The organism is Pseudomonas sp. KCJK9058 (assembly GCF_046230975.1).
Taxonomy (GTDB): domain Bacteria; phylum Pseudomonadota; class Gammaproteobacteria; order Pseudomonadales; family Pseudomonadaceae; genus Aquipseudomonas; species Aquipseudomonas alloputida.
On record NZ_JBJJLR010000036.1, the window covers coordinates 23,463 to 49,367 of the forward strand.

Genomic DNA, 25,905 nt, shown 5'->3' on the forward strand with positions numbered 1-25,905 from the left:
CCGTATATGCTGCCTCCATGACACTCACCGCGTGGCCTGCAACCGCTGGCGCGCGGCGTACAAGAACAATTCGAGTGAAGCCATGAACATGTACCATGATGCCGATCGTGCCCTGCTGGACCCGATGGAAACCGCCAGCGTCGACGCCCTGCGCCAGCACCAGCTGGAGCGTCTGCGCTGGAGCCTGAAGCACGCCTACGACAATGTGCCGCTGTACCGCCAGCGCTTTGCCGAGTGCGGCGCCCACCCCGATGACCTCAAGTGCCTGGAAGACCTGGCGAAGTTCCCCTTCACCGGCAAGAACGACCTGCGCGACAACTACCCCTACGGCATGTTCGCCGTGCCCCAGGAAGAAGTGGTGCGCCTGCATGCCTCCAGTGGCACCACCGGCAAGCCGACGGTGGTCGGCTACACCCAGAACGATATCGACACCTGGGCCAATGTGGTTGCCCGTTCGATTCGTGCGGCCGGCGGGCGCAAAGGTGACAAGGTGCATGTGTCCTACGGCTACGGGCTGTTCACTGGCGGGCTCGGCGCGCATTACGGCGCCGAGCGCCTGGGCTGCACCGTGATCCCCATGTCCGGTGGCCAGACCGAAAAGCAGGTGCAGCTGATTCGCGACTTCCAGCCCGATATCATCATGGTCACCCCGTCCTACATGCTCAACCTGGCTGATGAAATCGAGCGCCAGGGCATCGACCCGCACGACCTCAAGCTGCGCCTGGGCATTTTTGGTGCCGAGCCGTGGACCGACGAGCTGCGCCGTTCAATTGAGCAGCGTCTGGGCATCAATGCCCTCGATATCTATGGCCTGTCGGAGATCATGGGCCCCGGCGTGGCGATGGAGTGCATCGAGACCAAAGACGGCCCGACCATCTGGGAAGACCACTTCTATCCCGAGATCATCGACCCTGCTACCGGCGAGGTACTGCCGGATGGCCAGCTGGGCGAGCTGGTATTTACCTCGCTGAGCAAAGAGGCATTGCCGATGGTGCGCTACCGCACCCGCGACCTCACCCGGCTGCTGCCCGGCACCGCTCGGCCAATGCGGCGGATCGGCAAGATCACCGGCCGCAGTGACGACATGCTGATCATTCGCGGGGTCAATGTGTTCCCGACCCAGATCGAGGAACAGGTCCTAAAAATAAAACAGCTTTCAGAGCTGTATGAGATCCATCTGTATCGCAATGGAAACCTGGACAGTGTCCAAGTGCATGTGGAACTGCGCGCAGAGTGCCAGCACCTTGACGAAGGCCAGCGCAAGCTGGTTGTCGGGGAGTTGACCAAACAGATCAAGACTTACATCGGCATCAGCACCCAGGTGCACCTGCAACCCTGCGGCACGCTCAAGCGCTCCGAGGGCAAGGCGTGCCATGTGTTCGACAAACGGTTGGCCAGCTGACCCAATCGGCTGCCATTTCGGCCCCGGCATTGCCCGGGGCTTTTTTTTGCCTGCGTTCCCTCGGGCACGCGCTGATGCAGGCGCAGCCTTGTGCCGAGAGTGGGCTGCAACAGCCCCCTGCCCGGCAATGCGATACACAAATATTACTTGATACACATAAATGTGTTTGACGTTGTGTTTTGTATCGCTTACAAATGACTCATGCCTTAGCAGGAGTCGCAGCACATGTACGCACAGCTAGTGGAAACCGGAGTCAAGCGCGTCAAGACGCTGGAAGAAATGTCCCCCGAGGAACGCAATTTCCAGGAAAAGATCGACGCCGAAATCAAGATCGAAGCCAAGAACTGGATGCCCGAGGCCTACCGCCAGACCCTCATCCGGCAGATCTCCCAGCACGCCCACTCTGAAATCGTCGGCATGCTGCCCGAAGGCAACTGGGTTACCCGTGCCCCCAGCCTCAAGCGCAAACTGCAGCTGATGGCCAAGATTCAGGACGAAGCCGGTCACGGCCTGTACCTGTACAGCGCCATGGAAACCCTGGGGGCTGACCGCGACGAAGAGATCGACAAACTGCACAGCGGCAAGGCCAAGTACTCGAGCATCTTCAACTACCCCACCCTCAGCTGGGCCGACATGGGCGCTGTGGGCTGGCTGGTGGATGGCGCCGCCATCGTCAACCAGGTGGTGCTGCAGCGCACCTCTTACGGCCCCTACTCCCGCGCGATGATCCGTATCTGCAAGGAAGAGAGCTTCCACCAGCGCCAGGGCTACGAAATGCTCCTGACCATGATGCGCCAGGGCACCCAAGCCCAGCGCGACATGGTTCAGGACGCCATCAACCGCCTGTGGTGGCCGGCGCTGATGATGTTCGGCCCGAGCGATGAACACTCGCCCAACAGCGCCCAGTCGATGGCCTGGAAGATCAAGCGCCAGACCAACGACGAACTGCGCCAGCGCTTCATCGACCAGACCGTGCCGCAGCTGGAACTGCTTGGCTGCACTGCGCCTGACCCTGAGCTGAAGTGGAACGCCGAGCGCGGCCACTACGACTTTGGCGAAATCCAGTGGGACGAGTTCTACGAAGTGATCAAGGGCAATGGCCCATGCAACCTGGAACGTGTCGCCACCCGGCGCAAGGCCATCGAGGATGGCGCCTGGGTACGCGAGGCCGCCGTGGCCTATGCGCGCAAGCAACAGAACAAGAACGCCGCCTGAGCGGCGATTGATGCGGAGATCGAAAATGTCTGTCTGGACCCTCTACGAAGTGTTCGTGCGCAGCAAGCACGGCCTTAACCACAAGCATGTCGGCAGCGTGCACGCCGCCGATGCCGCCATGGCCATCGAGAACGCCCGCGAGCTCTACACCCGCCGTAGCGAAGGTGTGAGCCTGTGGGTGGTGCCTTCGGCGCTGATCACCGCCTCCTCCCCCGACGAGAAAGACCCGCTGTTCGCCCCCTCGGACGACAAGGTCTATCGCCATGCCAGCTTCTACGAGCTGCCCGACGAAGTCGGACACATGTGAGGTGGGCCATGCATAAAGAAGCCCTTATCCCCTATCTGCTGTTGCTCGGCGACAGCGCCCTGGTCCAGGGCCAGCGCCTCTGTGAGTGGTGTGGCCGCGCCCCGGCCATCGAGGAAGAGCTGGCCCTGATGAACGTCGGCCTCGATCTGGTCGGCCAGGCCCGCAACTGGCTGGAGTATGCCGCCGAGCTGCTCGACGATGGCCGGGATGCCGATGCCCTGGCGTTCCGCCGTGACGAGCGCGCCTACCGCAACCTGCTGCTGGTCGAGCAACCCAACGGTGACTTTGCCGTGACCATGACCAAGCAGTTCCTTTACGACGCGTGGCACTTCGCCGTGCTGCAGGAGCTGGTCGAGTCCAGCGACGCGCGAATCGCTGGTATTGCCGCCAAGGCCCTGAAGGAAGTCACCTACCACCTGCGCCGGTCCAGCGAATGGGTACAACGTCTGGGCGGTGGTACCGATGCCAGCCGCCAGCGCATGCTCGCCGCTATCCCGGCACTGTGGCGCTTCACCGTCGAACTCACCGCTGCCAGCGACAACGAAGTCCGTCTGGCCGAATGCGGTATCGGTGCCGATCCCGCTACCGTCGGCGCCACCTGGCTGAAGCAGATCACCGCGACGTTTGCTTCGGTCGAACTGCCGCTGCCCAAGGCCGCCAGCCACTTCTACCTGGATGGCCGCAAAGGCCTGCACACCGAGCATCTGGGCCTGCTGCTGGCCGAAATGCAGTTCCTGCCAAGGGCCTACCCCGATGCAACCTGGTGAACTGATTGCCGGCGACCGCGGCGCGCGGGCACAGCAAGGCGACGACCTGGCTCGCGCCTGGGCGGTATTGGGCCAGGTCATGGACCCCGAAGTGCCGGTGGTCAGCGTGGTCGACCTGGGGATCGTGCGCGATGTCGATTGGCGCGCCGGCCACCTGCACCTGGTGGTCACCCCGACCTACTCTGGCTGCCCGGCCACCGAAGTCATCGAAGGGGATATCCGCCAGGCGCTGGAACAGGCCGGTTTTACCGCGCCAGAGCTGGAGCGCCGGCTGACCCCGGCCTGGAGCACTGACTGGATCAGCGAACTGGGCCGCGAGCGCCTGCGCGCTTATGGCATTGCGCCGCCGCAAGGCAGTGCCAGCAAGCGCAGCCTGCTCGGCGAAGCCCCCCAGGTGTGCTGCCCGCAATGCGGCAGCGCCCATACCGAATTGCTCAGCCAGTTCGGCTCCACGGCCTGCAAGGCGCTGTACCGCTGCCGCGAGTGCCTGGAGCCATTCGACTATTTCAAATGCATTTGAGCCGTGGAGACCACCATGAGCCAGTTTCACAGCCTGACCATCAAGCAAGTGCGCAATGAGACCCGTGATGCGGTATCGATTGCCTTCGATGTGCCCGAGCACCTGCAGGACCAGTTCCGCTTCACTCAGGGCCAGTACCTGGTCATGCGCACCCAGCTGGATAACGAAGAAGTCCGCCGCTCCTACTCCATCTGCAGCGCCGTACAGGACGGCGAACTGCGCGTGGCCGTCAAGCGCGTACCGGGCGGGCGCTTCTCGGCGTTTGCCAATGAGGTGCTCAAGGAAGGCCAGCAGCTGGAAGTGATGCCGCCATCGGGCAGCTTCTTCGTGCCGCTGGACCCGGCTCGCCAGGGCAACTATCTGGGTGTGGCCGCCGGCAGCGGCATCACCCCGATACTGTCGATCATCGCCACTACGCTGGCCAGCGAGCCACACAGCCGTTTCACCTTGCTGTACGGCAACCGCTCCAGTTCGGGGGCGCTGTTCCGCGACAAGCTCGAAGACCTGAAAAACCGTTACCTCGACCGCTTGAACCTGATTTTCGTGTTCAGCCGCGAACAGCAGGATGTTGACCTGTACAACGGCCGCATCGACGCCGACAAATGCGGCCAGCTGTTTTCGCGCTGGCTGGACGTTGCCGGCCTGGACGCGGCGTTCATCTGCGGCCCGCAGGCGATGACCGAGACCGTGCGTGACAGCCTGCAGGCCAACGGCATGGCCAAGGAACGCATTCACTTCGAGCTGTTCGCCGCCGCCGGCAGCGAGGCCCGCCGCGAAGCCCGTGAGGCGGCACGCCAGGTGGATTCGGCGCTTAGCCACATCACCGTGATCAGCGACGGCCGCGCCCTTGCTTTCGACCTGCCGCGCAACACCCAGAACGTGCTCGACGCCGGCAACGCCATTGGTGCCGAGCTGCCCTACTCGTGCAAGGCCGGTGTGTGCTCCACCTGCAAGTGCCGGGTGATCGAGGGCGAAGTGGAGATGGACAGCAACCACGCCCTCGAAGATTACGAAGTGGCGGCCGGGTATGTGCTGTCGTGCCAGACCTACCCGGTGAGCGACAGGGTGGTGCTTGACTTCGACCAGTTGTAGACCGAGTCGACTGCTTCGCGGGTAAACCCGCTCCTACAGGGCCTTGGGGCAGCATCCTTACCTGCGAAGAGGGCCTAAGCAACAACGCAATACCCCGCGTGACCTCAACACAACAATTACAAAACCAAGAGATCGCTTGCCATGACACCCGAACGCATAGAAAGCATCGCCAACCACCCCGACTTCCAGCACCTGGTGCGGCGCAAGCGCCGCCTCAACGGCAGCCTGACCCTGGCCATGCTGGTGGTCTACTACGGCTTCGTCCTGCTGGTTGCGTTTTCGCCCAGCACCCTCGGCCAGTCCCTCAGCGGCGGCGTGACCACTGTCGGCATGCTGGTGGGCGTGTTGATGGTGCTGCTGTCCTTTGCCCTGACCGGCATCTATGTGCACCGCGCCAACAACGTGCTCGACCCGCTCAACGACAAGGTCAAGCAGGAGTGCGCACAATGAACTGGACCGCCATTTCGATGTTCATGGTGTTTGTCTGCTTCACCCTGCTGGTCACCCGCTGGGCTGCCCTGCGCACCCGCTCGGCCAGTGACTTCTACACCGCCGGCGGCGGCTTGACCGGTATGCAGAACGGCCTGGCAATCGCTGGCGACATGATCAGTGCCGCTTCGTTCCTGGGCATTTCCGCGATGATGTTCATGAACGGCTACGACGGCCTGTTGTATGCCCTCGGTGTCCTGGCGGGCTGGCCGATCATCCTGTTCCTGATTGCCGAGCGCCTGCGTAACCTGGGCAAGTACACCTTTGCCGACGTGGTCAGCTACCGGCTGGCGCAAACCCCGGTGCGCTTGACCTCGGCTTTCGGCACCCTGGTGGTGGCGCTGATGTACCTGGTGGCGCAAATGGTCGGCGCCGGCAAGCTGATCGAGCTGCTGTTCGGCATCAGCTACCTGTACGCCGTGATGCTGGTCGGTGTGCTGATGGTTGCCTATGTCACCTTCGGGGGCATGCTCGCCACCACCTGGGTGCAGATCATCAAGGCAGTAATGCTGCTCTCAGGCACCAGTTTCATGGCCTTCATGGTGCTCAAGCACTTCGGCTTCAGCACCGAGGCCATGTTTGCCAGTGCAGTGGCCGTGCATGCCAAGGGCCAGGCGATCATGGCCCCAGGCGGCTTGTTGTCCAACCCGGTGGACGCTATTTCCCTCGGTTTGGGCATGATGTTCGGCACCGCTGGCCTGCCGCATATCCTGATGCGCTTCTTCACTGTCAGTGATGCCAAGGAAGCACGCAAGAGCGTGTTCTACGCCACCGGTTTCATTGGTTACTTCTACCTGCTGCTGATCGTTGTCGGCTTTGGCGCCATCGTCATGGTCGGCACTGAACCGTCCTACCGCGACGCCACTGGCGCCATCATCGGTGGCGGCAACATGGTCGCCGTGCACCTGGCCCAGGCCGTGGGTGGCAACCTGTTCCTGGGCTTCATCTCTGCCGTCGCCTTCGCCACCATTCTGGCTGTGGTCGCCGGCCTGGCGCTGTCCGGGGCATCGGCCGTGTCCCACGACCTGTATGCCTGCGTGATGCGCAAAGGCAAGGCGACCGAGCAAGAGGAAATGCGCGTGTCACGCCTTGCCACGTTGCTCATTGGCCTGCTGGCGGTGATCCTGGGCCTGATGTTCGAGTCGCAGAACATTGCCTTCCTTTCCGGCCTGGTGCTGGCGGTGGCCGCTTCGGTCAACTTCCCGGTGCTGCTCCTTTCCATGTTCTGGAAAGGCCTGACCACCCGTGGCGCGGTGTGCGGCAGCATGGCCGGGCTGGTCTCGGCGGTGCTGTTGGTAGTGCTGGGCCCGGCGGTGTGGGTCAACGTGCTGCACAACGAAACGGCGCTGTTCCCCTACAGCAACCCTGCGCTGTTCTCCATGAGCCTGGCCTTCCTCAGTGCCTGGGTGTTCTCGGTTACCGACACCTCCGAACGTGCCGTTGAAGAGCGTGGTCGCTACCTGGGCCAGTTCATCCGCTCCATGACCGGTATCGGTGCGGCTGGCGCCAGCAAACACTGACTTCAAGGACGAACAGACATGTCGGGTAAAACAACAACAATGAACCGCACACACTTCCTGTCAGCCGCCTGGCTGGCCACCTTCGCCCTGCCGATGCCCGCGCTGGCCGACTTCATCGGCGACAGCCATGCACGCCTGGAGCTGCGCAACCACTACATCAACCGTGATTTTCGCCAGAGCAACGCCCCGCAGGCCAAGGCCGAGGAATGGGGCCAAGGCTTTACCGCCAAGTTGGAGTCGGGCTTTACCGAGGGCCCGGTCGGCTTTGGCGTGGACGCGCTGGGCCAGTTGGGCATCAAGCTAGACTCCAGCCGCGACCGTCGCAACACCGGCCTGCTGCCTTTTGGCCCGAACAGCCACGAACCGGTCGATGACTACAGCGAGCTAGGCCTGACCGGCAAGGTACGCGTGTCCAAGAGCACCTTGCGGCTGGGCACCTTGCAGCCGATCCTGCCGGTGGTGGTGTACAACGACACCCGCCTGCTGGCCTCCACCTTCCAGGGTGGCCTGCTCACCAGTCAGGACCTCGATGGCCTCACCTTCAATGCCGGACGCCTGACCAAGGCCAACCTGCGTGATTCCTCTGGCCGCGACGACATCGGCTATGGCGCTGCCAGCAGTGACCACCTGGACTTTGGTGGTGGCAGCTACGCCATCACCCCGCAAACCACGGTCAGCTATTACTACGCCAAGCTCCAGGACATCTACCGTCAGCAATTCGTCGGTCTGATCGACACCCGCCCACTGGCAGAAGGACTGAGCCTGCGCAGTGACCTGCGCTACTTCGACAGCCGCAATGACGGCGCCGAGCGTGCCGGCAACATCGACAACCGTAACTTCAACGCCATGTTCACCCTGGGCGTGCGGGCACACAAGTTCACCGCCACCTGGCAGCAGATGTCGGGTGACAGCGCCTTCCCGTTCGTCAACGGCGGCGACCCGTTCACCGTCAACCTGGTCACCTATAACACCTTCACCCGGGCCGGGCTGGACGCTTGGCAAGTGCGTTACGACTACGACTTCGTTGCCATGGGCATCCCCGGCCTGAGTTTCATGACCCGCTACACCGACGGTCGCCACGCGGAAACTGCCACCGTAACCAATGGCCGTGAGCGCGAGCGCGACACCGACATCACGTATGTCATCCAGAGTGGCCCGTTCAAGGACGTCAGCCTGCGCTGGCGCAATGTCACCTTCCGCTCCGGCAACGGCCTGACCAACGCCGTGGACGAAAACCGCCTGATCATCGGCTACACCCTGGCGCTGTGGTAACAGCGCCTCTCACATTTTGAACAGCATGGAGAACAGCATGTCTGCCGCCCCTACTCTGCAAAGTTTCATCGCCGGCCGTTGGCTCGGCCAGCACGGCGCCCAGGCCCTGCGCAGCGCCCTCGACGGCCACGTACTGGCCTACAGCCATGAAGAGCGCCCGGACTTCGCCGAAGCTGTGGGCTACGCGCGTGCACGCGGTCTTGCCTCGCTGATGGGCATGGATTTCCAACAACGTGCCCAACGCCTCAAAGCCCTGGCCCTGTACCTGGCCGAGCACAAGGAGCAGCTCTACGCCCTGTCGCACCACAGCGGCGCCACCCGGGCTGACAGCTGGATCGACATCGAAGGCGGCAACGCCACGCTGTTCTCCTATGCCGGCATCGGCAGCCGCGAGCTGCCGTCGGGTAACCTGGTGCACGAAGGGCCAGCCATACCGTTGGGCAAGCAAGGCCATTTCGCCGGTAGTCACATCCTGGTGCCACGGGCAGGCGTTGCGGTGCACATCAACGCGTTCAACTTCCCTATCTGGGGCATGCTGGAAAAGTTTGCCCCGACGTTCCTGGCCGGTATGCCCTGCATCGTCAAGCCAGCGACCTCGACCAGCTATTTGACCGAGGCCGTGGTACGCCTGATGAATGCCTCCGGCCTGCTGCCCGAAGGCAGCCTGCAGCTTGTTATCGGCAGCACCGGCGACCTGCTCGACCGCCTGCAGGGGCAGGACGTGGTGACCTTCACCGGGTCCGCCGATACCGCTGCCAAATTGCGCGTGACGCCCAACCTGATTCGCAACTCGGTGCCGTTCACTGCCGAGGCCGACTCGCTCAACTGCGCCATCCTCGGCCCGGACGTGACACCGGACAGCGAAGAGTTTGACCTGTACATCAAGGAAGTGGTGCGTGAAATGACCACTAAAGCCGGGCAGAAGTGCACCGCCGTCCGCCGTGCGATCGTCCCGGCCAGGCACCTGGATGCCGTCGCCACCCGCCTGCGCGAGCGCTTGAGCAAGGTCGTGGTTGGCGACCCGTCCCTGGAAGGTGTGCGCATGGGGGCCCTGGCCTCCCATGACCAGCAGCGCGATGTCGGCGAGCGGGTGCGCAGCCTGCTGCAGAGTTGTGATCAGCTGTTCGGCGCCAGTGATGGCTTTGCCCCGCGTGGCGAAGGCGTGGCTGAAGGCGCGTTCTTTGCGCCAACCTTGTTGCAGGCCCGCGACCCACATGCCGAGGGCGGCGCCCACGATATCGAAGCGTTCGGCCCGGTCAGTACACTGATGGCCTATGACGACCTCGACGAAGCCTTGGCACTGGCTGCCCGTGGCAAAGGCAGCCTGGTGGCGACCCTGGTCACCGCCGACCGCAGCGTGGCCGCCAAGGCTATCCCGGTGGCTGCTGCCTGGCATGGCCGTCTGCTGGTGCTCGATAGCCAGGCTGCCAAGGAGTCCACTGGGCACGGCTCGCCGCTGCCGCAGCTCAAGCACGGTGGCCCGGGCCGCGCCGGTGGTGGTGAAGAGCTGGGTGGCCTGCGTGCGGTCAAGCATTACCTGCAGCGCGCCGCCGTACAAGGCTCGCCGAGCATGCTCACGGCGGTCACCGGCGAGTACGTGCGCGGCGGCGAAGTCATCGAAACCGAAGTGCACCCGTTCCGTCGCTACTTCGAGCAGCTGCGTATCGGCGAGTCGCTGCTCACCCATCGCCGCACCGTGACAGAAGCTGACCTGGTCAATTTCGGCTGCCTGTCAGGCGACCATTTCTACATGCACTTCGACGAAATCGCCGCCAAGGCGTCGCAGTTCGGTAAACGCATTGCTCACGGTTACTTCGTACTGTCGGCAGCGGCCGGGCTGTTTGTGTCGCCCGGTGCCGGACCGGTGCTGGCCAACTATGGGCTGGACACCCTGCGCTTCATCAACCCGGTGGGCATTGGCGATACCATCCAGGCGCGCCTGACCTGCAAGCGCAAGATCGACCAAGGCAAGACCAGCCCGCTGGGGCAGCCGCAGGGGGTGGTAGCGTGGGATGTGGAGGTGACCAATCAGCTAGGCGAGTTGGTGGCCAGCTATGACATCCTGACCTTGGTGCTGAAAAAACCAGCATGATGGGTTGAAGCTACTGGCCTCTTATCGGGCACGCCGCCTCTGATCGGCACAGCGCCCTTGTAGGAGCGGGTTCACCCGCGAAGAGGTCGGTAGCGGTTCAAGGCACTTGGGATCAGTACACGTACGTGGCTGCAGTGAAGCATGCAGGCATCTAAACCGTTGGTCAGCGACTGCCAATGCTCAGTGAACCTCTGGCGTACACCTGTAGCTCTCAATTCATGAGGACCATCAACGAGGACTGCGCAATGGATTCCCTACTGCGAATGGGTGGCGGCAATGTTGAAGATGACTGGCCGGAGCTGGAGCCGGATCGACGCAATGATCGGGTAGACGACCCAGATACCGACCCCAATGTGACTGATGATGAGGAAAACCGGCCCGGCGTCCCGGCCAGCGACCCTGAGTCTGGTGCCTGACACGGTGAGTATCAGCGTATCCTGCAGGAGCGGGCACGTCCGTTCCTGCAGTTTCTTTTACCGGTTGCAGGCGAGCTATTAAACCATCGCCGCCGGATCGCCCACCGACTGGTTGGGTTTGCTTCCCGAAATCCGCCAGCTCACGGCGGTAATGCCGTAACGCTCGGCCATCGGCCGACTGACCTTCCTGATTTTCTCGCGACCGAACTTGGGAATGATGCCGATGCCCGCATCACAACTTGCCCAATGCCAAGCCTCGGCATTGTCCAGGCGTTCCAGGCGAATGATGAAACTGCGCGGCTGGTCATGCAGTTTGTAATCGATTATGTACAGCTGTGGACTAGGCATCGCAGGGGGCCTCCTCTTCTCCATGGATGACATTTTGATTGATCGGGCGGTGGCCAGAAGATTCAAAATTTTGTCCAATAAAATGTCATGGCGCGATTCCGGGGCGGTTACCCCGAAATCGCTGCTGGGCACCTATGGGGAGCTGCCGTTCAGCGAAAGCCCCCACTCACTGGCTGCGGCCTGCGCCGTGGCTGTTGCGCCCCCCCTTGCGTCCGGCTTCCGATGCCCGTTGGCGGTCGTTGGCAAAGTTGCCGCCAGATGCCTGGCCACCCTTGTGGCCAGCGCGCGATGCCCTCTCCCGGTCATTGGCAAAGTTACCTGGGTTGGTTTCCTTGGTGCCGCCGCGCTGGCGGGTTCGCTCTTGGTCCTGCGCCATGTCGTTTCTCCTTGCGATGGATTGGCTGATCGCATGAATCGATGCCATGCCTAGCTTCCGAGCCCCCCGATCGGTTGCTGTGCTCAATGGTTTTACAATCAGCTGACCGGTGGCACTAAAAACATGCAGGCAGGCTGTTTGCGTGATGGAAGTGACCGTTCGTCAGCTTCAACGCAACGTTTATTGCCTGCCAAGGCCGAAACCTCATGCAATGAAGGAATCGCCCAGGAGCCGGAATGAAGCCAGTCAAGCATCGCGCCACCATCATTTGCCGGCATGGCAAGCAGCGCCATAAGTGGTTGTGGGTGAGAAAGCCCAAGGCGCCCTGGACCCTTCCAGGCGGCAAGATCGAGCCCGGCGAGACGCCGATGCAGGCCGCGCAGCGGGAGTTGCTGGAAGAGACTGGGCTACAGGCTGAATCGCTGGTGTTGTTGATGCGCTACGAAACGCCAGAGCGTGTGCATTACGTGTTCGCAGCTGAATTTGCCGATGCACCGCAGCCCAAGGCCCGGCACGAAATTGCCGACTGCCGCTTTGCCCACCTGGATCAGATGGCTGTGGTGAAGGGCGAGATCAAGGCCCTGATCCGCTCCTTGCTGGCTTGTGACGCGGGCACGGCGGCGTCCGTTCGGTAAGCTAGGCGTGCACACTCCACTGAACGGCGTCTGACGCGATCGGCATCTCGTCGATGGCATGGATCATTCCGTTTTCCAGCGCCTCCCGCGGCGCCAGTATCCTTGGATAGGCCATTAGATAGCGCGGTACATCCAGGACCTCGGCCGCGCCTTTGGTGCGCTCGGCCACGATCTGCGCATACAGGCGCAGGTCGTAATCCAGGCTCATCGCATACTCGGACATCCGCGAATGGTCCACCGAACCATGCAAGGTCCAATGAAACGGGTGGAAAAGAAACTTGCTGAAACTGCAAGCCGTGCGTCGCGCTCCGGCAAGGAAAAGGATATTGCCCATGGATTCCACCGTACCCAGGTTGTGGGTATGCACCTCTACGGGTAACCCCCGCAGAAAGTTGTACAGGGTAAAGCCATAGCTGCATTCGCCGCCCATGGTGGCGATGTTCAGTTGCAGAAGCTCGGCACCCTGTTGCAATGCCCGTGAGCAGGTCGTGATCAGGTTGCCGCAGGTAGACGAATTGATCGGCCCGGTGAAGTGGATGATATGTCTGGCCATGCTTGCCTCCGCGAGTGGCAGGTCATTGCTTGTGCTTTTGCACATCGTCGCCCAGCCCGGCCATCTGGCAGTGGAAGAAAGGCTCGAATGTCATCCGGGCACCCTGCCAGGAAACGGGTATGCGGTGGAGACGCCAGCTGCCGCAAAGTTCAACTCGGCGTCAGCATTTCCGTTGGTCAAGCGTTGTGAACCCTCGCCGGCCTTTGCCGGTCGCACTTTCAGAGCGACCGAACAAGGAACCGGCAGTGAGGACGGCAGCGTGAGCGATATTCGCATCGGTATCTCCGGGTGGCGCTATGGCCCCTGGCGCAAGGACTTCTACCCCAAAGGCCTGAGACAGGACGATGAACTGGCATTCGCTTCACGGGCGGTGAACAGCATCGAGATCAATGGCTCGTTCTACAGCCTGCAGACGCCCGAGCGCTATCTGGGCTGGCGTGAAGCAACGCCGGAAAGCTTCGTGTTCGCGGTCAAGGGGCCGCGCTATATCACCCATGTCCGGCGGCTGAAGGACATCGAAGAGCCAGTGGCCAATTTTTTCGCCTCCGGGCCGCTGCTGTTGGGCGAAAAGCTCGGGCCGTTCCTGTGGCAGTTCCCTCCCAACATGAAGTTCGATGAAGACCGTTTTGCCCGGTTTCTGGCGCTGCTGCCACACACCCGCAAAGCGGCCCTTGAACGCGCCCAAGGCTGCGCCGAGCGCCTGAAGGGTAATGGCAGCCTTGCCATCAAGGGCAATGCTCGATTGCGCCACGCCGTCGAAATTCGCCACGAGAGTTTCCTCTGCGAAGCCTTCATCAAGCTGTTACGCAAGCATCGCGTGGCGCTGGTAGTGGCCGACAGCGCCGGCAAATGGCCCTGTGTCGAAGATGTGACCGCCGACTTCGTCTACATGCGCCTGCACGGGGATGTGGAGCTGTACAGCAGCGGATATACCGCACGCGCGCTGCGGCGCTGGAAGCAGCGTATCCAACAATGGAGTGAAAGTAAGCAGGCGGACGATGCCCGCCTGATCGTGCCGGGGCCGCCGCCTCGGTGTGCGGCACGGGATGTGTACTGCTACTTCGACAATGACCAGAAGGTTCACGCGCCATACGACGCCAGGCGCTTGCTGGAAAAGCTGTCCTTGGACCATGAGCTGATGACCGAGCCAGGCGTGGTGCCGGAGGTGGCCTTGTGAACAAGCCCCTGCCCGCCCCACGCTGCATCATCGACAAGGTGACCGCTGTACGCCGGCTCAATGTGTTGACGCTGAACGTGCACAAAGGCTTCACCTTCTTCAACCGGCGCTTCATCTTGCCCGAGTTGCGCGAGGCCGTACGAGCCACCGGCGCCGACCTGGTGTTTTTGCAAGAGGTGCACGGCAGTCATCAGCAGCATGCCCTGCGCCACCCTGCCTGGCCCGAAACGCCGCAGTACGAGTTTCTGGCCGACAGCATGTGGCCGCAGTTCGCCTATGGCCGCAATGCGGTGTATCCCCATGGCGACCACGGCAACGCGCTGTTGTCGAAATTCCCCATCAGCCGCTTCAACAACCTGGATGTGTCGGTGCAGGGCAATGAACAGCGTGGCCTGCTGCATTGTCAGCTGGAGGTGCCGGGCCATGACGAGGTGCATGCGGTATGCGTACACCTGGGCCTGCGCGAAGCACACCGGCAGCGCCAGGTGAAGCTGATGCTGGACCTGCTGGCCAGCCTGCCGCCCAACGCGCCGGTCATCATCGCCGGCGACTTCAACGACTGGCGGCTGAAGGCGGACGCGGTGCTCAGCGAACACCTGACAGAAGCCTTCGGCACCCCGGCGCGCAGTTTTCCCGCGCGCCTGCCGTTGTTGCGCCTGGACCGCATCTACTTGCGAAACGCGATGCCGGGCGCTGCCCAGGTGCTGTCCAAATACCCGTGGTCGCATTTGTCCGACCACGTACCACTGGCTGCGGAGATCAACCTGTGAACCGACCCTGGGTAGATGGCAACAGTGTGCAGTTGCTGATCAATGGCGAGCAGTACTACCCCCGCGTGTTCGAGGCCATGGCCCAGGCGCGGGAAGAAATATTGCTGGAAACCTTCATCATCTTCGACGACAAAGTGGGCAAGCAATTGCAGCAGGTGTTGATCGAGGCTGCCCGGCGCGGAGTACGCGTGGAAGTGGCCGCGGATGGCTACGGCACAGCCGAGCTGCCGGCTGAGTTCATTTCAGCGATGACCGACGCGGGTGTAAGCTTTCACGCGTTCGATCCACAGCCCCTGTTGTTGGGCATGCGCACCAACCTGTTTCGCCGTTTGCACCGCAAGATCGTGGTGGTCGATGGTGAGCGGGCCTTCATCGGCGGTATCAACTACAGCGCCGACCATTTAGGCGACTTTGGTGCCATGGCCAAGCAGGACTATGCCGTGGAGGTCACTGGGCCGGTCGTGGCGCAGGTACATGCAGCCAGTAAGCGCCTGATGTCTCCCGTGCTGCAGCCCCCCAGTGCAGTACGCCCGGTTACCGAGCCCGCCGGAAGCAGCAGTGCGGTGTTGATCGAGCGTGACAACGGCATGCGCAGCACCGATATCGAGGCACACTACCTTCAGGCGTTTCGTAAAGCCCGGCAACGCATTGTGGTCGCCAATGCGTATTTCTTTCCAGGCTACCGACTGATGCGTGAGCTGCGCAACGCGGCCCGGCGTGGCGTGGAGGTTCGGTTGATCTTGCAGGGCCAGCCCGACATGCGCTGGGTCCGTGCATTGTCGCGCCTGCTGTACAACTACCTGCTGCGCGACGGCGTGAAGATTCATGAGTATTGCCAGCGGCCGTTGCACGGCAAGGTGGCACTGGTGGACGACCAATGGGCCACCGTTGGCTCCAGCAACCTCGACCCCCTGAGCCTGTCGTTCAACCTGGAGGCCAACCTGTTCATTCGTGATCGGGCCTTCAACCAGCAACTGCACCAGCATTTGCACGCACTGGCCAGCGAGCAATGCAAACCGGTCACCCTGGAGCGCATGATTCGCGGCTACTGGTGGCGAGCACCGTTGATCTTCGTGTGCTTCCACGTGATCCGCCACTTCCCCCGCATTGCGGGTTGGTTCCCTGCACACCGGCAGCGTTTGCGCTCGGTGCAGCCGGAAGCCGAACCCCAGGGCAACTTGCACGAGGGCAACTCCTGATGGCGCGCAAAAGCTGGCAGACCTGGGGCAAACGCCTGTTCACGCTCGCGTTTCTGATCCTGATCCCTGTGCTGTTGTACCTGCTGGTGCGCAACCTGGACTGGAACGAAGTGCGCCAGTCTTTGCTGGCCTACAAGCCTGGCACCCTTGCCATCGGCTTGGCGATCGCGTTGAGCAGCTACCTCGCGTTCGCCAGTTACGACCTGCTGGCCCGGGCTTACACCGGCCATACGCTACCTGTCCGGCAAGTCCTGCCAGTCGCGTTCGTGTGCTACGCCTTCAACCTCAACTTCACGACCTGGGTAGGCGGGGTTGCCTTGCGCTACCGACTCTATGGCCGACTGGGCCTGGATACCGCGACCATTACGCGAATCCTCACCTTGGGGCTGTTGACCAACTGGATGGGCTATATGCTGCTGGCCGGCACCGTATTTGCCCTGGGCCTGGTCGAGATGCCCGGCAACTGGGCGGTGGGCACTACAGGCCTGCGCCTGATCGGCCTACTGTTGCTGACGATTGCGGGCGGCTACCTGCTGGCCTGTGGTTTCGCCAAGAAGCGCACCTGGTGCTGGCGCGACCACGAAGTGACGCTGCCCTCGCTGGGTCTGGCGCTGTGCCAGGTGGCGCTGGGTGCTAGCAACTGGGCACTGATGGCCCTGCTGATCTTCTGGTTGCTGCCGGGCGAAGCGTTCTACCCATCGATTCTCGGCATCCTGCTGATCAGTTGCGTGGCCGGTGTGGTGGCGCATATTCCTGCGGGGCTGGGCGTGCTGGAAGCGGTGTTTCTGGCCCTGCTGCATGGGCAGATGGCCCAGGGCACGCTGGTGGCTGCCCTGCTCGGCTACCGCACGTTGTACTACCTGATTCCGCTGCTGTTGGCAGTGGTGACCTACCTGATCCTGGAAAAGCGCGCCAAAGCCATGCGCCGGCGCGACAAGCCTGCTCAGACCTGAAAGGGGCCGTGTGCGCTGGAGCTGGCTGCGTGGCACCGGCTTTGCCGGTGTTCGCGGGTGAACCCGCTCCTACGGGGGGGCGCGCCAAGAACCCAACCCGGCGCAAGCCATGCGCCGTAAATGTAGGAGCGGGTTTACCCGCGAAGCAGGCAACGCAACACCCGAGGCCCAAAGGACTGGGCGATCGGGTGAAAGGGCTGCCCGCCTACTGGCTTCAGGGTGAAATCGGATCACTCGCTGGAAAGGTTTCATCCAGCGCATTGTCCACCGCGCTCTCGCCCGGCTTCTCACCACAATGGCAGTCCTGCATCCGGCATGGCTCACCCTTGCGGTGGCCGCTGGCGCAGGCCTCGCAGCAATAGGCCTTGCCGTCGCGCTGCAAGGCATTGGCATCCACCGTGCATGAGCAGTGCGTACACGCGCAGCGTTGGTCGTTCATGGCTTGCTCTCCTCGTCGTCAATCACATCATCGGTCCAGGGCACACCATCCAGCGGCGCGGATCTGGCCAGTTCGGCCTCGTCCAGGCCAATGCCGCCACCGATCTCATCGGCATCCACCTGGCGCAGGCGCTGGTCTGCCGGGCCGCCACTGCCGCCCGGCTCGTGGGGGTCGCGGGCACCGGTTTCGTCCAGCAGGGTGTCCGGGCTCAAATCGTCATAGGTGACATTGTCCTCATGCAGGCTGTCACTCAGCGCCTCGCCGCCGGTCATGCCACTGTGTGCCACGCGCTGGGGTGGGAACTCACGGGCGACCTCGGCGGCGGGTCGTTCGTCGCCCACACGCCCTTCGCGTTCGTCCAGGCGTTCATCGAAATCCAGTTCATGCACGCTGCCCATGCGGTCCTCAGTGTCATCGATTTCGGTGGGGGTGTATGGCTTAGGTGCATCGGGTCGGGTCATGTGCGTTCTCCATCAGGTGGCTTCATTCGGTCGACTACGCCAGCTCACGGAAGATTCAGAGTTTTTTGAACTACCGCCTCGGCCGGCACCTCCCACCTTAGAGACTGTGATCTGCCCGGAGCCCGCCATGGCCAAGCCCCTGCAGGAATATGCGCGCAAGCGCGACTTCAACGCCACGCCCGAGCCCAGCGGCAAACGCAAACGTGGCAAGCGGGCCCATGCGCTGCAGTTCTGCATCCAGAAGCACGACGCCAGTCACCTGCATTACGACTTCCGCCTCGAGCTCGACGGTACCCTGAAAAGCTGGGCGATCCCCAAAGGCCCATCGCTGGACCCCAAAGTGCGCCGCCTGGCAGTGCATGTGGAGGACCATCCGTTGGACTACGCCGATTTCGAAGGGCGTATCCCTGAAGGCCACTATGGTGCAGGCGATGTGATCGTCTGGGACCGCGGTGTCTGGGAGCCTGAAGGCGATGCGCATGAAGCCTACGCCAAAGGCAAGCTGCGTTTCCGCCTGCAAGGCGAGAAGCTAGGCGGCGTGTGGAACCTGTTCCGCACCCACCTGGCCGGCAAGAAAGAGCAATGGATGCTGGTCAAGTCGCACGACGCCCAGGCGCGCAGCGAAACCGAGTACAGCATTGTCGAGGCCCTGCCCGACAGCGTGCTCAGCGAGCGCACGCTGGTGCCACGCAAACCCGCTGCACCCAAAGCCGCAACACCGCGCAGCAGCCGTAAACGCCCCGGCAACGTTCAAACGGCACCCTTGCCAGCACAGCTACAGCCACAGCTGGCAACGTTGGTGGACTCTCCCCCCAGCGGCGACTGGCGCTACGAAGTCAAGTTCGATGGCTACCGTATCCTGGCCCGCATCGAGGGCCAGGACATCCGCCTGTTCACCCGCAACGGCCATGACTGGAGCAGCAAGATGCCCCGGCAGTTGGATGCCCTGCGCGCACTGGGCATCGATTCGGCCTGGCTCGATGGCGAAATGGTGGTGGCTGATGAGAATGGCATGGCTGACTTCCAGGCGTTGCAGAATGCCTTCGATACCGAGCACGACGAACGCATCACCTATTACCTCTTCGACCTGCCATTTCTGGGCGGTCAGGACCTGCGACAGCTACCGCTGCAGCACCGCCGCGAGACATTGCGCCAACTGCTTGAGCACAACCATTCGGACGTCATCAAGTATTCCGCCGACTTCGACCAACCTGTCGACTCACTGCTCGACAGTGCCTGCCGGCTGAAGCTGGAAGGCCTGATCGGCAAGCGTGCTGACAGTGTTTACAGCGGCCGCCGTAGCCCAGACTGGATCAAGCTCAAGTGCAAGCAACGCCAGGAATTCGTGATCGTCGGCTACACCGACCCCAAAGGCAGCCGCAGCGGCTTCGGTGCCCTGCTGCTGGCCCTGCACGACAATGACAGTGGCGAGCTGCGCTATGCCGGGAAGGTTGGTACCGGCTTCAATACCACGACACTGGCCAGCATCCACGCGCGGCTCAAGCCCCTGGAAATCGCCAGCCCTGCCCTGCCCTCGCCGCCTGCCGGAGCCGAAGCGCGTGGTGTGCACTGGCTGCGGCCGCAGTTGTTGGCGGAAGTCGCCTTTGCCCAGATGACCCGTGACGGCATCGTGCGCCATTCGGTGTTCCACGGCCTGCGCGATGACAAGGCGGCAACCGCCATTGACCTGGAGCGCGCCATGCCCGCAAAAACTGTATCCAACCGCAACAAGCAGGCCAAGGCGTCTGAGAACCTGGGTGAACTGCGGCTGACCCACCCCGACCGGGTCATTGATCCCACCACGGGTGTGACCAAGCGCGAAGTCGCCGAGTATTACGCCGGCATCAGCCAGTGGATCCTGCCCCAGCTCAAGCACCGCCCGGTGGCATTGGTGCGCGCCCCGGACGGCCTGGGTGGCGAGCTGTTCTTCCAGAAAAACGCGGGCCAGCTGCACATACCCAACGTGCTCAGTTATGAAAAGGCCGAGGCAGGCCAGGCGGCGATGGTCATCAATCGCGCGGATACACTGCTGGGCGCGGTGCAGATGAACATGCTGGAACTGCACACCTGGAACGCCACGGACAAGGATTTCGACAAGCCGGACCGTTTTGTCCTCGACCTGGACCCTGATCCTGCGCTGCCATGGAAGGCGATGGTGGAGGCGACCCAACTGGCCCTCACCCTGCTGGATGAACTGGGCCTGAAGGTGTTCCTGAAAACCAGTGGTGGCAAGGGTATTCACGTGGTTGTGCCCTTGACCCGGCGTGCCGGCTGGGACGAAGTCAAGGACTTCAGCCACGCCATCGTCAATTACCTGGCCAAGCTGTTTCCGGAGCGCCTGAGCGCGGTGTCGGGGCCAAAAAATCGCGTGGGACGCATCTTCATCGACTACCTGCGCAATGGCAAGGGCGCTACCACGGCGTGCGCCTATTCACTGCGAGCCCGTGACGGGCTGCCAGTATCGGTACCTATCTGGCGTGAGGAACTGGCGCAAATCAAGGCCGCCAACCAATGGAACATCACCAACCTGCGCGAGCGTCTGACGGAGGTCGACGACCCTTGGGCCGACATGGGCAAGGTACGCCAGTCGATCACCGCGCGCATGCGCAAGCAGCTAGGGCTCGAATGATGACGCCCCTGCGATTGGACACGACCCGGGAGCCCCGCCCATGAGCATCGTTCAGGACTTCAACCTGACCACCCTTGACCGCCTTTTACGCACCTTTGGCGAACGCCAGCTACCGCTCAACCTCGATACCCAATTGCCGCAACTGATCCAGGCGCTGCAAGCTGATCACCTCGACCTGCTGCCGCTGCCGGGGCAAGGCAACACCTTGCGTCGCTGGCAGACCTTGGCACGGGTGGCCGGCTGTGACCTGGCACTGGCCAAGCTCTATGAGGGCCATACCGATGCCTTGGCGATCCTGGCGGAATGCGGCGCAGCGCACCACGCCAACGACGGCATCTGGGGCGTATGGGCGGCAGAGCCGCCCGATGCGCGGGTCCACATCACTGCGCGTGAAGGCGACCAGGTGCGCCTGAGTGGCACCAAGGCCTGGTGTTCCGGTGCCTTGCAGATCGATCGCGCGCTGATTACCGCCTGGGATGAGGCCGAGCAGCCGCAATTGGTGGCAATCGAGCTGTCACAGCCGAGCCAGGGCCTGAACATCGAGCACTGGCAGGCCGTTGGCATGGCCACTACCGCCAGTGTCGAGGTGGCGTTCAACGATACCCCAGGCACGCTCATTGGCGCGCCGGGCCAATACCTCTCGCGCCCTGGCTTCTGGCAAGGCGGTGCAGGTATCGCTGCCTGCTGGTACGGCGCGGCCGAGGCGCTGGCGGATTACCTGCGTGAACATTGCCGCAAACCCCGCCCAGACCCGCATGCCGATGCGCATCTGGGCGCTGTGGATGCTGCGTTGCATGGCGCCCGTGCGTCATTGCGTGAATGTGCTGCCTGGATCGATCAGCAGCCCGGTGTGGATGCCAGTTTCGAAGTTCGCCGCACCCGCGCCCAGGTAGAACAGGCCGTAGAGCAGGTCATCAGCCACGTCGGGCGTGCCTTGGGGGCCACGCCGTTCTGTCGCAGCAGTCATTTTGCCCGGCTGAGCGCCGACCTGCCGGTGTTCCTGCGTCAGAGCCATGCCGAGCGCGATCTGGCGATGCTGGGCCAGCAGTTGGCCCACTTGCCAGCGGGGGTATGGCAGCTATGAACCAGAACCTGATCCAGTCCGCCGGTGGCACGCCCTGGACAGCCTGGCAGCATAGCGCGCACCTGGCGCGTGCAACCTGGCTCGACGCACGCCAACTGTGCCCGCCGGGGCGCCGGCTGGTATTGATTGCGCCGCACCCGGATGACGAAATTCTCATGGCTGGCGGCCTGCTGGCAGGCTTCAAGGGGCGTGAGGATGAGCTGGTGCTGATCTCCGCCACCGACGGCGAAGGCAGCCACCCCGGCTCTAGCCACTGGACCGAACATCGCTTGCGCCGCCAGCGCCCCCAGGAAAGCCGACAGGCCCTGCAACAGCTCGACCTGGACCTTGAACGCCTGGACTGGCGCAGGCTCCATCTGAAGGACGGCCAGTTGCCGCGCGAAGAAGCGTTTCTGGCCAGTCACCTCACCCAGTTACTTCGCCCCAATGACCTGCTGATGGCCACCTGGCGCAGTGATGGCCATTGCGATCACGAGGCCGTCGGCCGCGCCGCTGCGCAGGCGGCGGCAACCCGTGGGGTGCACTTGGCTGAGGTACCGGTCTGGGCCTGGCACTGGGCCGAGCCTGACGACCCGCGCCTGCCATGGCCCCGTGCGCACCGCGTGCAGCTCGATGAAAGCCGTCTGGCACGCAAGCGCAAGGCCTTGGCCGCCCATGTCAGCCAGCTGCAGCCGGACGGCGAGCAGCCGCCGGTGCTACCGCCGCACCTGCTGGATTGCCTTCTGCAACCTTTCGAACTGGTGTTCCTTTGAATGGAGCTGTCATGAGCCTCGATCCACAGTATTTTGCCGAGCTATACGCCACCAATGAAGACCCTTGGGCCTTTCGCACCCGCTGGTACGAGAAGCGCAAACGCGAGCTGGTGATGGCCAGCCTGCCACGCCAGTGCTATCAGCGCGTGTTCGAGCCAGCCTGCGCAAATGGCGAGCTCAGTGCGCTACTGGCCGAACGCTGCGCCGACCTGCTGTGCCAGGACCTGGACCCCACGGCCGTAGGCCTGGCCCGGGAACGCCTGGCGCACCTGCACAATGCTTCGGTCGAACTGGCCCGGTTACCGGGGGACTGGCCAGGCGGGCGCTTTGACCTGATCGTGCTCAGCGAGGTGGGCTATTACCTCGATCCCACTGACTGGCTGCAGGTCATCGAACAATCGTTGGCCAGCCTCAGCTACGACGGTGCGCTGCTGGCCTGCCACTGGAAGCACCCTATCGCGGGTTGCCCGCAGGACGGTCGCGAAGTGCACCGCCTATTGACCCGGCATCTGCCGTTGCATCACCAGTTTCGGCATGAGGAGGCGGACTTTTTGCTGGAATACTGGTCATGCCAGCCAAGCGTCGTCGATCTCGATGAGACTTGCCCATGATCGCCGTTGTCATCCCGGCGCATAACGAAGCCCGCCGCCTTGGGCGATGCCTGCGGGCGGTGCTGGTGGCTGCTCGGCAGGCGCAGCAAGCGGGACTGCACGTGGAAGTGCTGGTGGTACTGGACCGTTGCAGCGACGGCAGCGCCGCCGTGGCGCGGCGTTTCGGAGTACACATGCTGGAGGTGGAAGCCGGTAATGTCGGCATGGCACGTCGTGTGGGGGCCGCGCACATGGTCGAGCGTGGCGCCACATGGCTGGCGTGCACCGATGCGGACAGCCGGGTCCCGGCGCACTGGCTGCTGTCGCAGCTGGCCTGTAGCGCCGAGGTGGTTTGCGGCACCGTGCATATCGAGTACTGGCAACCCTGGCAGACCGCCGCGCTGCGCAAGCTGTACCAGAGCCGCTACCAGGCGTGTGAAGGGCATCGGCATGTGCATGGCGCGAATCTGGGGGTCTGCGCCGATGCTTACGAGCGTGTGGGTGGCTTCCAGCCCCTGGCGGCGCATGAAGATGTGCAACTGGTCAGCGACCTGCAGGCCAGCGGCGCCCAGATCGTCTGGACCGCCAGGCATAGCGTGGCCACCAGCAGCCGGCGCGACAGCCGCGCCCGCGAGGGGTTTGGTGATTACCTGGCCGGGTTGCAGGCGCAGTCCTGAAATCAATGGATTTCGGCGGTGTTCATGAAGCCTTGCGCGTTTTCTTCACCGGTTTCTTGCCACCCAGGCTGCGCTTGAGCAGTTCGGTCAGGTCGAGGATGTCCGCACCTTTCTCGGCCGCCCCTGCGTCGCCCTTCTCCACCGCCTCGATCTTGCCCTTGCTGGCCTTCTCTTCCACCAGGTCCATGATCGTCTGGCGGAAGGCGTCGTGATAATCCTCAGGCTTCCAGGGCCCGCTCATGTCCTCCACCAGGCGTTTGGCCATCTCCAGTTCACGCTTCTCCACCTTGCTGTCGGTCACGCTGGCATCGAGCTCCAGCGTTTCCAGCCCGCGCACCTCTTCAGGCCAGCGCAAGGTGATCATCACCAGCGCCTGGTCCAGCGGCCGCAGCAGCGCCAAGTGCTGCCGGGTATGCAATACCACGGTGGCCAGTGCCACCTTGCCGGTCTTTTCCAGCGTCTCGCGCAGCAAGGCGTACACCTTGCCGCCACGGCGGTCCGGGGTCAGGTAGTACGGCGTATCGAAATGCTGCAGCGGAATATCGCCCGCTTCCACAAAGGAAAAGATATCGATCGTCTGGGTCGCTTCGGGCCGGGCCTTGCGGATCTCCTCCTCACTGATCACCACATAGCGGCCCTTCTCGAACTCTACGCCCTTGACGATATTGTCCTTGTCGATTTCCTTGCCGGTCACCTTGTTCACCCGCTTGTAGCCGACCGGCTCCATGCTGCGTTTGTCCAGCCAGTCGAAGTCCACACGCTCGGTGCGCACGGCGGTATTGAGTGCCACAGGGATGTGCACAAGGCCAAAACTGATGGCGCCTTTCCAGATTGCCCGAGCCATGAGGGTGCTCCCAGGGTTGCCTGCTGATACCAGAAGTGACTGCGCCGAGCGACAAAGGTTTAGCTGGCCTGCCCTGCGGCGACCGTCACGCCTGGCTGAACAGCACCCGCTTGAACGCTTCGGCCGCCAGGTGCACTTGCACCGCCCAATCCCCCGCGGCTTCGCTGCCGGCATCATCGGAAATGTATTTCAGGCACACGAACGGAATACCTTCGTCACGCGCGATCAATGCCAGCACGTAGGCTTCCATGTCGACCACGTCGTAAGGCGCGTCGCCATGGTTGATCTCGAAGCTGTCACCGCTGCCACAGGTTTCCACAGCCAGGCCGGGTATTGCCGCCCCGTGTTCGAGTACCACCGGGGTGTCGGACAAGGGTGTTTCATAACGGGCAAAGCCCAGCGCGGTCACATCCATGTCGCGTTGTACGAAGCGGTTACAGCACACGACTTCGCCCTTGCCATGACGCTGGCTGCCAGCCGAGCCCAGGTTGACGATAAGCTTGGGCCTGCGCGTGGCGATCGCCTTGGTCAGGGCGATTGCGGCATTGACCTTGCCAATGCCGGTGAACACGGTGTTCACCTCGGTAAAGACATCGCCAGCCTCGGCCTCAAGCGCAAAGACGAACAGCGTGTCATTCAGGGAAATGTCGGGGAATTGCTTGATCAGCATCATGGAGCAGGTGTTTCCGAGTGGCTGCAAAGGGCGCGGCCATTGTCGGTCAACACAGCCTAAATGCAAGTCCTGCCTACACCGTCACCTTTGGTAAGCGGGTGCTGCCCCTCGATCGTCGTTCACCAACGGCTATTTGCCGGCGGCGGCCCACTGCGGATCCGGCCCTGAGCCTGCAATGCTGCAACGAATGCGGGCTACGCAGCGCTTGCAGCATTGCGGTTCATCACCGTCATGCCGTGCTCCTTGTCTACTTACTGGCTCGGCTTCTGCCCCGGCATCGGCTCGGGGTCGGGCGCAGGCTGCGGTGCCGGCTGGGAATCAGGTTGCTGCATCTGCAGTGAAGGTTTACTGGGGTCGGAATCTTTGCCGGGGTGGTCATTGTCGCGGTCGAAACAGCCGCCGACCAAGCTCAGCGCCGCCATCAGGATGATCAGTGGAGTCAGTCGCATGGAGTACCCCCTTGGATAATTGCAGTGCCAGGTCGCCCCGGCACTGCGCGTCGGTCAGTTACGAACGGCCGCCCTTGTGGCCCGACTCGCGGTCGTGGGGCATGTTGCCGCCCGAGGACTGGCCGCCTTTGCGACCGGCTTCGGAAGCTTTTTCACGGTCATTGGCGAAATTGCCCGGGTTCTTGTTACCGCCTTGGCTGCCTT

General features: G+C 62.8%; 28 protein-coding genes and 2 pseudogenes. 21 read left to right on the forward strand and 9 right to left on the reverse strand.

The genetic code is table 11. The annotated features are described in order from the left end of the window. Positions 1-82: 82 nt before the first annotated feature. The 11 genes and pseudogenes from paaK to ACK59Z_RS18420 all read left to right on the forward strand — a co-directional run bounded on the left by paaK (position 83) and on the right by ACK59Z_RS18420 (position 11,092). Entirely contained in the window at positions 83-1,402 is a 1,320-nt protein-coding gene (paaK, locus tag ACK59Z_RS18370) for a phenylacetate--CoA ligase PaaK (RefSeq protein WP_108190882.1), read from the forward strand. 225 nt (positions 1,403-1,627) lie between these two features. Continuing rightward, a complete protein-coding gene (gene paaA / locus ACK59Z_RS18375) occupies positions 1,628-2,617 on the forward strand; it encodes a 1,2-phenylacetyl-CoA epoxidase subunit PaaA (protein ID WP_004374531.1) in 990 nt (329 codons plus the stop codon). A 25-nt stretch (positions 2,618-2,642) separates the two neighbouring features. After that, the gene (paaB, locus tag ACK59Z_RS18380; RefSeq protein WP_004374528.1) at positions 2,643-2,924 is read left to right on the forward strand and encodes a 1,2-phenylacetyl-CoA epoxidase subunit PaaB; all 282 of its coding nucleotides are present in this window, start codon (positions 2,643-2,645) and stop codon (positions 2,922-2,924) included. A gap of 8 nt (positions 2,925-2,932) precedes the next feature. After that, positions 2,933-3,691 carry a 1,2-phenylacetyl-CoA epoxidase subunit PaaC gene (gene paaC / locus ACK59Z_RS18385; protein ID WP_108190823.1) on the forward strand — a complete coding sequence of 253 codons (759 nt, stop codon included), beginning with the start codon at positions 2,933-2,935 and terminating at the stop codon, positions 3,689-3,691. Further along, positions 3,678-4,211, forward strand: coding sequence for a 1,2-phenylacetyl-CoA epoxidase subunit PaaD (gene paaD / locus ACK59Z_RS18390; RefSeq protein WP_004374513.1), 534 nt, complete (start codon positions 3,678-3,680; stop codon positions 4,209-4,211). The genes paaC and paaD overlap by 14 nt, the downstream gene beginning before the upstream one ends. A 15-nt stretch (positions 4,212-4,226) precedes the next feature. Beyond that, positions 4,227-5,303 (forward strand): 1,2-phenylacetyl-CoA epoxidase subunit PaaE, encoded by a 1,077-nt coding sequence (paaE, locus tag ACK59Z_RS18395; RefSeq protein ID WP_070095430.1) that lies wholly within the window; start codon positions 4,227-4,229, stop codon positions 5,301-5,303. A gap of 141 nt (positions 5,304-5,444) precedes the next feature. Beyond that, complete coding sequence (locus ACK59Z_RS18400) at positions 5,445-5,753, forward strand: DUF485 domain-containing protein (protein ID WP_004374508.1); 309 nt, start codon at positions 5,445-5,447, stop codon at positions 5,751-5,753. Next, positions 5,744-7,312 (forward strand): annotated as a pseudogene (locus ACK59Z_RS18405) (cation acetate symporter); the annotation flags it as partial. The gene ACK59Z_RS18400 and the pseudogene ACK59Z_RS18405, both read left to right, overlap by 10 nt. Before the next feature lie 39 nt (positions 7,313-7,351). Continuing rightward, positions 7,352-8,584, forward strand: coding sequence for an OprD family porin (locus ACK59Z_RS18410; protein ID WP_004577384.1), 1,233 nt, complete (start codon positions 7,352-7,354; stop codon positions 8,582-8,584). A gap of 37 nt (positions 8,585-8,621) precedes the next feature. Continuing rightward, positions 8,622-10,676, forward strand: a complete 2,055-nt coding sequence (gene paaZ, locus ACK59Z_RS18415) for a phenylacetic acid degradation bifunctional protein PaaZ (RefSeq protein WP_409293541.1) — start codon at positions 8,622-8,624, stop codon at positions 10,674-10,676. Positions 10,677-10,921: 245 nt separating this feature from the next. Further along, entirely contained in the window at positions 10,922-11,092 is a 171-nt protein-coding gene (locus ACK59Z_RS18420) for a hypothetical protein (RefSeq protein ID WP_181318761.1), read from the forward strand. A 78-nt stretch (positions 11,093-11,170) separates the two neighbouring features. On the opposite strand, the gene ACK59Z_RS18425 is transcribed toward ACK59Z_RS18420, so the two are convergent. Beyond that, on the reverse strand, positions 11,171-11,440 hold the full coding sequence (locus ACK59Z_RS18425; protein WP_004374494.1) for a DUF6555 family protein: 270 nt from the start codon (positions 11,438-11,440) through the stop codon (positions 11,171-11,173). 166 nt (positions 11,441-11,606) lie between these two features. Further along, complete coding sequence (locus ACK59Z_RS18430) at positions 11,607-11,816, reverse strand: general stress protein (protein WP_012052306.1); 210 nt, start codon at positions 11,814-11,816, stop codon at positions 11,607-11,609. A gap of 236 nt (positions 11,817-12,052) precedes the next feature. Here ACK59Z_RS18430 and ACK59Z_RS18435 point away from each other — a divergent pair, with 236 nt between their 5' ends. After that, entirely contained in the window at positions 12,053-12,451 is a 399-nt protein-coding gene (locus tag ACK59Z_RS18435; RefSeq protein WP_409293542.1) for an NUDIX hydrolase, read from the forward strand. 1 nt (position 12,452) lies between these two features. Here ACK59Z_RS18435 and ACK59Z_RS18440 read toward each other — a convergent pair whose 3' ends face one another. Further along, the gene (locus ACK59Z_RS18440) at positions 12,453-13,004 is read right to left on the reverse strand and encodes an ATP-dependent Clp protease proteolytic subunit (RefSeq protein ID WP_014862002.1); all 552 of its coding nucleotides are present in this window, start codon (positions 13,002-13,004) and stop codon (positions 12,453-12,455) included. A 124-nt stretch (positions 13,005-13,128) separates the two neighbouring features. Here ACK59Z_RS18440 and ACK59Z_RS18445 point away from each other — a divergent pair, with 124 nt between their 5' ends. From ACK59Z_RS18445 to ACK59Z_RS18460, 4 genes are read left to right on the forward strand one after another with little or no spacing between them, the layout of a single operon-like run. After that, positions 13,129-14,181 carry a DUF72 domain-containing protein gene (locus ACK59Z_RS18445; protein ID WP_409293545.1) on the forward strand — a complete coding sequence of 351 codons (1,053 nt, stop codon included), beginning with the start codon at positions 13,129-13,131 and terminating at the stop codon, positions 14,179-14,181. Beyond that, positions 14,178-14,951, forward strand: a complete 774-nt coding sequence (locus ACK59Z_RS18450) for an endonuclease/exonuclease/phosphatase family protein (RefSeq protein WP_004374485.1) — start codon at positions 14,178-14,180, stop codon at positions 14,949-14,951. Before ACK59Z_RS18445 ends, ACK59Z_RS18450 begins: the two co-directional genes overlap by 4 nt. Next, positions 14,948-16,150 carry a cardiolipin synthase ClsB gene (gene clsB, locus ACK59Z_RS18455; protein WP_004374483.1) on the forward strand — a complete coding sequence of 401 codons (1,203 nt, stop codon included), beginning with the start codon at positions 14,948-14,950 and terminating at the stop codon, positions 16,148-16,150. The genes ACK59Z_RS18450 and clsB overlap by 4 nt, the downstream gene beginning before the upstream one ends. Continuing rightward, positions 16,150-17,103 (forward strand): lysylphosphatidylglycerol synthase domain-containing protein, encoded by a 954-nt coding sequence (locus ACK59Z_RS18460; protein WP_409293543.1) that lies wholly within the window; start codon positions 16,150-16,152, stop codon positions 17,101-17,103. The genes clsB and ACK59Z_RS18460 overlap by 1 nt, the downstream gene beginning before the upstream one ends. Positions 17,104-17,317: 214 nt before the next feature. Here ACK59Z_RS18460 and ACK59Z_RS18465 read toward each other — a convergent pair whose 3' ends face one another. Together ACK59Z_RS18465 and ACK59Z_RS18470 are read right to left on the reverse strand one after the other, a co-directional pair. Further along, positions 17,318-17,542, reverse strand: a complete 225-nt coding sequence (locus ACK59Z_RS18465) for a metallothionein (RefSeq protein WP_004576227.1) — start codon at positions 17,540-17,542, stop codon at positions 17,318-17,320. Then, positions 17,539-18,003, reverse strand: a complete 465-nt coding sequence (locus ACK59Z_RS18470; RefSeq protein ID WP_108190830.1) for a phosphotransferase system, HPr-related protein — start codon at positions 18,001-18,003, stop codon at positions 17,539-17,541. Before ACK59Z_RS18470 ends, ACK59Z_RS18465 begins: the two co-directional genes overlap by 4 nt. 127 nt (positions 18,004-18,130) lie before the next feature. Between ACK59Z_RS18470 and ligD the strand changes: the two genes are divergently transcribed. The 5 genes from ligD to ACK59Z_RS18495 are packed head-to-tail and all read left to right on the forward strand — an operon-like array spanning position 18,131 to position 23,735. After that, the gene (ligD, locus tag ACK59Z_RS18475) at positions 18,131-20,632 is read left to right on the forward strand and encodes a DNA ligase D (RefSeq protein WP_409293544.1); all 2,502 of its coding nucleotides are present in this window, start codon (positions 18,131-18,133) and stop codon (positions 20,630-20,632) included. Between the two features lie 40 nt (positions 20,633-20,672). After that, a complete protein-coding gene (locus ACK59Z_RS18480; RefSeq protein WP_108190832.1) occupies positions 20,673-21,716 on the forward strand; it encodes an acyl-CoA dehydrogenase family protein in 1,044 nt (347 codons plus the stop codon). Continuing rightward, positions 21,713-22,468 (forward strand): PIG-L deacetylase family protein, encoded by a 756-nt coding sequence (locus ACK59Z_RS18485; RefSeq protein WP_108190833.1) that lies wholly within the window; start codon positions 21,713-21,715, stop codon positions 22,466-22,468. The genes ACK59Z_RS18480 and ACK59Z_RS18485 overlap by 4 nt, the downstream gene beginning before the upstream one ends. 11 nt (positions 22,469-22,479) lie before the next feature. Next, positions 22,480-23,079, forward strand: a complete 600-nt coding sequence (locus ACK59Z_RS18490) for a bifunctional 2-polyprenyl-6-hydroxyphenol methylase/3-demethylubiquinol 3-O-methyltransferase UbiG (RefSeq protein WP_108190834.1) — start codon at positions 22,480-22,482, stop codon at positions 23,077-23,079. Beyond that, a complete protein-coding gene (locus ACK59Z_RS18495) occupies positions 23,076-23,735 on the forward strand; it encodes a glycosyltransferase family 2 protein (RefSeq protein ID WP_029615402.1) in 660 nt (219 codons plus the stop codon). Before ACK59Z_RS18490 ends, ACK59Z_RS18495 begins: the two co-directional genes overlap by 4 nt. A 22-nt stretch (positions 23,736-23,757) precedes the next feature. Here ACK59Z_RS18495 and ACK59Z_RS18500 read toward each other — a convergent pair whose 3' ends face one another. The 4 genes and pseudogenes from ACK59Z_RS18500 to ACK59Z_RS18515 all read right to left on the reverse strand — a co-directional run. Further along, a complete protein-coding gene (locus ACK59Z_RS18500) occupies positions 23,758-24,579 on the reverse strand; it encodes a Ku protein (RefSeq protein ID WP_108190835.1) in 822 nt (273 codons plus the stop codon). 85 nt (positions 24,580-24,664) lie between these two features. Beyond that, a complete protein-coding gene (locus ACK59Z_RS18505) occupies positions 24,665-25,252 on the reverse strand; it encodes a nucleosidase (protein WP_108190836.1) in 588 nt (195 codons plus the stop codon). 251 nt (positions 25,253-25,503) lie between these two features. Continuing rightward, positions 25,504-25,701 carry a hypothetical protein gene (locus tag ACK59Z_RS18510; protein ID WP_004576237.1) on the reverse strand — a complete coding sequence of 66 codons (198 nt, stop codon included), beginning with the start codon at positions 25,699-25,701 and terminating at the stop codon, positions 25,504-25,506. A 58-nt stretch (positions 25,702-25,759) separates the two neighbouring features. Further along, positions 25,760-25,885, reverse strand: a pseudogene (locus tag ACK59Z_RS18515) (general stress protein); the annotation flags it as partial. Between the last annotated feature and the right edge of the window lie 20 nt (positions 25,886-25,905).